Annotated in this window: 8 protein-coding genes; all 8 read right to left on the bottom strand. The window is 45.2% G+C overall.

Translation table 11 applies throughout. The features are described from left to right. Nucleotides 1-238: 238 nt before the first annotated feature. Complete coding sequence (gmk, locus tag ACEW9J_RS04560) at nt 239-790, bottom strand: guanylate kinase (RefSeq protein WP_373543954.1); 552 nt, start codon at nt 788-790, stop codon at nt 239-241. Nucleotides 791-862: 72 nt separating this feature from the next. Then, nucleotides 863-1,099, bottom strand: a complete 237-nt coding sequence (locus tag ACEW9J_RS04555; protein WP_373543953.1) for a 2Fe-2S iron-sulfur cluster-binding protein — start codon at nt 1,097-1,099, stop codon at nt 863-865. Nucleotides 1,100-1,167: 68 nt separating this feature from the next. After that, a complete protein-coding gene (locus ACEW9J_RS04550) occupies nt 1,168-1,812 on the bottom strand; it encodes a hypothetical protein (protein ID WP_373543952.1) in 645 nt (214 codons plus the stop codon). A 56-nt stretch (nt 1,813-1,868) separates the two neighbouring features. Beyond that, a complete protein-coding gene (locus ACEW9J_RS04545) occupies nt 1,869-2,339 on the bottom strand; it encodes a phycobilisome protein (protein ID WP_373543951.1) in 471 nt (156 codons plus the stop codon). A gap of 101 nt (nt 2,340-2,440) precedes the next feature. Next, the gene (locus tag ACEW9J_RS04540) at nt 2,441-2,905 is read right to left on the bottom strand and encodes a hypothetical protein (RefSeq protein ID WP_373543950.1); all 465 of its coding nucleotides are present in this window, start codon (nt 2,903-2,905) and stop codon (nt 2,441-2,443) included. Beyond that, nucleotides 2,902-3,630 carry a V4R domain-containing protein gene (locus ACEW9J_RS04535; protein WP_373543949.1) on the bottom strand — a complete coding sequence of 243 codons (729 nt, stop codon included), beginning with the start codon at nt 3,628-3,630 and terminating at the stop codon, nt 2,902-2,904. The genes ACEW9J_RS04540 and ACEW9J_RS04535 overlap by 4 nt, the downstream gene beginning before the upstream one ends. Before the next feature lie 122 nt (nt 3,631-3,752). Beyond that, nucleotides 3,753-4,223, bottom strand: coding sequence for a 2Fe-2S iron-sulfur cluster-binding protein (locus ACEW9J_RS04530; protein ID WP_373543948.1), 471 nt, complete (start codon nt 4,221-4,223; stop codon nt 3,753-3,755). Between the two features lie 21 nt (nt 4,224-4,244). Continuing rightward, on the bottom strand, nt 4,245-5,129 hold the full coding sequence (locus ACEW9J_RS04525) for a hypothetical protein (protein ID WP_373543947.1): 885 nt from the start codon (nt 5,127-5,129) through the stop codon (nt 4,245-4,247). Nucleotides 5,130-5,882 lie beyond the last annotated feature (753 nt).

Here is a 5,882-nt window from a genome sequence, read left to right as displayed (position 1 = left end):
TTCGCTCTATAGATTTCCGAGTCTATTCGGCGTGGGCAGATAAGGAGTTATCTCTGAGTTTGAGAAGAAGGACTTTCACCTTCATTCCTCGGACAGTTCAAGCCTGTACGTTGCTACATGTATAGTAGCCAGCTTGGATTACTTATGTACGGACTGTTTACCGCGATTCACTAATCAACGAATCGCACAAGTAGCATCTGCTAGCTTCGTGGCAATATGTAAATACAAACGATCGAGATTAAATACTGATAACTAACCTGTCTAACTCATCGAGAGCTGTCTCAAAGTCATCGTTGACAATCCGACGATCGAATTCATGTTGAGCGGCGATTTCTACTGTCGCTTGCTCCAAGCGACGAAAAATTGCCTCGGCACTGTCAGTACCACGATCGCGAATCCGTGCTTCAAGGGTTGTCAGATCCGGTGGTAAGATAAAAATTCTCAGCGCATCAGGAAAGATTTTGGCAACTTGTCTGGCTCCGGCTAATTCGATTTCGAGAATTATCGATTTGCCTCGATCGAGTTGTTCGCGGACTGGTGCCGTCGGCGTACCATAATAATTACCTGCAAACTCCGCCCACTCGATCAGTGCTCCAGTGGCGATCGCCTGCTCGAATCGATCGCGGGTATAGAAATAGTAGTGAACACCCTCTACCTCACCTTCACGGGGATATCTGGTGGTAGCCGAGACCGACAAATATAGTTCGGGATGTCTGGCTAATAAAGCTGCGAGCAATGTCCCTTTACCGACACCACTAGGCCCAGTTAAAACTATCAGTCTGCCCGTCATAGCTAGTTGGCGATCGAATTTGAACTAATTGGCATTGTACTCTCGATCGATGACTTCGCGATCGAAAAAAGATTAAGCCGTAGCCACATAACGATGCACGATCGATAATTCGTTGCTGGGAACAGTGGAGATACAAGCCCGAACGGGATTTTCATGCCCTTCGATGGCCACTCTACAGACATAGCAAACACCTCTCAAACAACTAGTCGGAATCGAGACTCCAGCTCGCTCGGCAACGTTGAGCAATGGCTCGCCTGGTTCAGCAGTGACGGTGATGCGATCGGGCAAAAATATAACGGTGACAGACATAGGTTTATTCAATTAATTGATAATTGATAATTGATAATTGATAATTGATAATTGTCGATTCTCCCCAATTAAAGAGATTGCAACATGTCAGGAGTCAGCATTCCGGTTTGGAGATGGGATCGTTCGATCGACTCGATCTGTGGGATACTGCCGATCAAAAACTGGAGCGAGGCTCCAGCTTCGCTCCAATTGCTGGCACATGCTCGGAGCGGCTTACCCGTGAGGTTGGAGAACCAGCCCGCGAGAAAACCCGCCTCTAGACTAAAGGAACGGTAGGTGGGATTGGGTTCGACAGTTGTACCACTATTGATGCCAGAGTTGGCGATCGTCACTACTACAAGTCCCCGCTCGGCTAAACTAAAATCGACAGAGGGTTTGCCTAAACCATGAACTGCCCAAACCGATTGGACATTCACAAAAAATTCACTGGCGATCGTGGAGAGGATCGGCTGGCGATAATATTTCACCATATCCTGTACCATGCGATCGCCAAAAGTTTTGCCCCAGTTATCGCCAAAAGTATACAGAGCTAAATAGGAAGCTTCTCCCGCTTCCACCCGCAAGATTTTGGGGATACTGCGTAATAGTACTTCGGGGATGGCAATCAAGCGATCTCCATGCCGAGTAGACAACAATCCCGAAGCAGGATGGGATTTGACATAGCCTTTAGGATTAAAGCAATTTGCCGGAATAGAAATGGTAGATTCAGTCATGATTGAAACATTAAGAGCTAGAAATCGAGATCTAATTAAACATTTTGCTGGCTATTTTAATTAGACATAATTATGTTTTGACCAAGTTTAAAGTAAGGTTTAAATAAGTTAGCCTGTTCTTTGGGCAGCTCGACACAAATTGAATCTAATACAAATTGAACGCCATAATAATGATGCAAACCCATCGCTTGCAGCACACTTTTCTGCCAATATAAGAACCGCTCCTTTAACATCTCCTCATCTTGTAATAGCATTCCGAGCGCGTAAGATCTCAAAGCCAAAGTCAGATCGCGGCGACAATACTCGACTCTGGCTTCATCCATTGCGCGATCGACTGGAACGGTTTTACTTTCCAAAATTAGTGTCATCGCTCGATCGATAATCGATTTTTCACTATTCTGGACTGCCAGATAAGCTTCTTTGCGCTCTGCCCAAGAAAACATGGCGTGTTCCAAATTGCGGAGATCTTGCTTATTTGCATAAGATCCATCTGCCCCTTCGACCAGTGCTTCTAATAACGTAATCATTTGTTAACTCCATCTAAATAAAACATAACTTGTCCCAATTTGACACTCGGAACAGAGTGCCAACTCGATGAGCTATCCCGATCGACTTTTGGCTGCGATCTTTAATTTCTAGAGACATCAAAAGTCCGAACCATTGGGCTGGGATTTGAGCTTTGTTGCCCTGTGGCTGGGGAAAGCTGCCATTTCACCTGTCCGAGTAACTCGCCCACCGTGGCGATCGATGAATGCTGGACATGACTGACTGAGCTAGTCCGAGCAACTACGATCTTTGAGATTGGTTGAGTGATGACTGGGGGAATTTGCCATTGCACCAGATCGAATAACTCACCCACTGTCTCAACGAATGGATCTTTCGGCTGGATTACTAATTCTGCCGCGATCTCGACAGACCCGCTCCCCAGCCGATTGTCAGCGTTACTTGGGCGGACGGGATCTAAGACGATCGATCTAATCGATCTAGCAGGACGTTTTTTCGGTCTGAAGACAGTCCGAATTAGTCTCAAGATCGATCGAATCAACCGAATTAAAGGATGCCTTTTTAACTTTTGATGTTTGCGGCTGCTCATACTGTACTTGCGTCGATCTCTAGTTCGGATTCGGCTGGAAATTCGCCAGCTTCAAAACGTTCGGCTATTTCATTGGCATTAGCCCCAGCAGTAATCCAAAATTCAGCAGCTTGAATGCGGTCTTCGGAACCGACCAAAAAGCGGCAAAAATCATTACCCATCGCATAGCACTGGATTTCGGTACTACATAGATTTTGCTTGAAAGCAACGCTAAAAAAGCCAGCTAACAATCCTGAATACAGATGACAAACTGGTTTGCCGACATATCCGAGCGATTTGGCTACTGCCGAATCATACAAATCGATATAGAAAAAACCACTTTCCCGACCACTGAGATTGGGAGACCAAGTACCCCATCCCTGTGCTGTAAATGGCCACCACCAAGTTTCCAGCGCGAAGGCAAGATTGGTCGTTTCGATCGTCAAGTTGTAAAACTCTTTAAACCAAGACTGAAACAGCACGGCATCTTCCTTGCCCCACTCAAACCCAATCTGATAACACAACCATCCTGCTGCGTCACCGACTTCGTGTTCTAGCCCCTTTAACAAAGAGACAATGAAGTCCTCTCCGACTAGTAAATTGCGCTGATGATGGTAGTCTTCAATCAGCCCCTGCTCCACATCAAAGTTGAAGAATTTGGAACGACTGTAATGAGCCGAGCCTTGACCAGAGCGAGCTAAAATCCGACGATCCTGGGAAACTTGTCTTTGAGCTTGAGATATCATAGTATAACTTTGTTGTGACGATCCTTTATAACTAACGTGACGAGAATGCAGAGCCTGTGCGATCGACTGGTAGCCAGCTACACTTAGTTAACCCAACTTATCGATCGTTATTACTATCAATTTCACTTTCTGGAGAAATTAGCCGCAAACTTGCTGCTGGCATCCTTCATTTTTTCTAGAGCCGATCGCATCACCAGTTTGCCAGCCTCTACCAGTACCTCCCCAGTCATCGGGTGAATCAGCGTCTGCTTGGCTTTTTTGCCAATTTCTTGTTCTAAATCCTGCTCTGACTCAACGAAGGTTCCAGTGGGCAACTCAATGACGATCCCATCGCCGATAGCACGGGTTTGACAGGCTAGCCGCGCACCAGGACGATCGATCTTGGTAAACTGAAGTGTCATCTGTTCTTGCTGTGTCGGTGCCGTCAGCGCATCCGCACCATTAATGATAAAAAAGTGGCAAGAAGCACACATGCCCTGTCCGCCACAAATTTGATTCACCAAGATATCGTGTTCCCTAAATACGGACAGCAGGGTAGAATTGTGCTCTGCTGGCACTTGCTTACCGTCAATACTTATCGTAATTGTTGTCATGGGATCGTGATTTGGTTGTGGTTAGGACGTAGCTAGAAGATTCTTTGCTGATGGCGAGAGATTGGAATTCTTTAAGGTCGTGCGATAATCAACAACAATTCGTTCGCATTCTTCAACAAACATCATTACCCAGACCTGCAAACTTTGGATATCTTCATCTGTTAATTCCCGCTCTAAGATATTAGCCTGACAATCGATTTTGCTGAAGTGATCTGCCGACCAGTTCGCAATAAATGGAAACTCATCAACGATCCGAGCGTGTGTCTTGCGCCAGTAGTTACCCTGAGCTAAAGGGCCAAAGTAGTTGTTACTAATGGTGACGATCTCTTCCAACCCAGCGAGCATCATTTTCCCTGAGATCGGCTGTCCTAAAAGTTTAGCGGCTGGCTGACGGATGAGTTGAGCGACAGATCCTGTTGGCTTGCCTAGTGGCTCACTCGTCAGATTCTGCCGAGTAGGTAGATCTGTCTTTCCTAGTGGCTGAAGATCGGAATGCTCGGAGATGGTTTCGGCTAATTTCTGCAATAGTTGATTTAAACTACCATTTTTGCCGATTACGTCTGTCAAACCACAAGTTTTTACTAGTTGGCGAAAAGAATCAATAATTATTCCTTGTGAAGAGAGCAGTACGATCGGTAGCGACGTCTGAATTTTGTGACATTCTTGGGCAATCTCCGAGTAACTGGATCTATCTATTTTTCCCAAAATTACTAATTGTGGTCGTTCTCGCTCGATACTTGCCAAAAGTTCGTGATAACTTTTGGCAACCTTCATGCCAACTTGAAATTCGCGATTGATGGTAGATCGGATTCGATCGATCTCTAGGGGATCTGATTCCGCTAATAGAACGCGGATCGTCGGTAGCTCGGCATCTAGCATATTTTTGATTTCAGTACTGGTAAGCATCTCTTTCTATTTGACAGGGATCTAGAGATTAGTCAGGTTTCTAGTGGGGAGGGCGGGTTCGTTTAATATCGAACAGCGCAACCGCAAAATCGATAATTTCTAGCATAAACCCGCTCCTACGATTTGTATTATTGAAGTTCCAGATACATCGATCGAGCTGTATGGATCTGTAGATGGCTTTGTTTATGCTAGAAATGCTGGCTTAATACAGTCATCTGCCCATCAAACCCGCCCGCCCCACCAGTATCTGTTTGATGCTCCAAAGATCTCAAATGGGTTCTATAAAAGTAGTAAGTGCCGATCCTACAGCGTGTGTATCTCTAAATTATGCCCAACTACTTGAACTAGATCGCACTTCAATCGCGATCTATGAACAAATATAACTTTTGGCTCCATATCCTCCTAAATGACCAGCTACTCCCTAGCCTAGATGTCTAATCTGACGCTAGTAAAGGAGTAAGTGAGTTTGGGTTCGTATCGGGCTTACTTGGCACCAGCCGTAACGCAAACTCGATCGATCTATGTAGGCGCACCAATCAATCGAGTGAGCTTTTATACCAGACTAACCTGAACTATCAAAATAATTTATTTATAATTTATTTATAATTTATTTATAAACCCCGTCTAACATGAAACCCGTAGTTTCTCTTCTTCAGGATCGAGGTGATTTTTCACCCATAATCGATCGGCAAGAGAAATAGGCGATCGATTGATACGATGCTGAAAATCATCAACAGCTCGAATTAAATCGCT

Source organism: Chamaesiphon sp., from assembly GCF_041737865.1.
In the GTDB taxonomy this organism is placed as follows: domain Bacteria; phylum Cyanobacteriota; class Cyanobacteriia; order Cyanobacteriales; family Chamaesiphonaceae; genus Chamaesiphon.
Note: the sequence above shows the minus strand (reverse complement) of the source record. Positions and strands in the feature narration are given on the sequence as shown.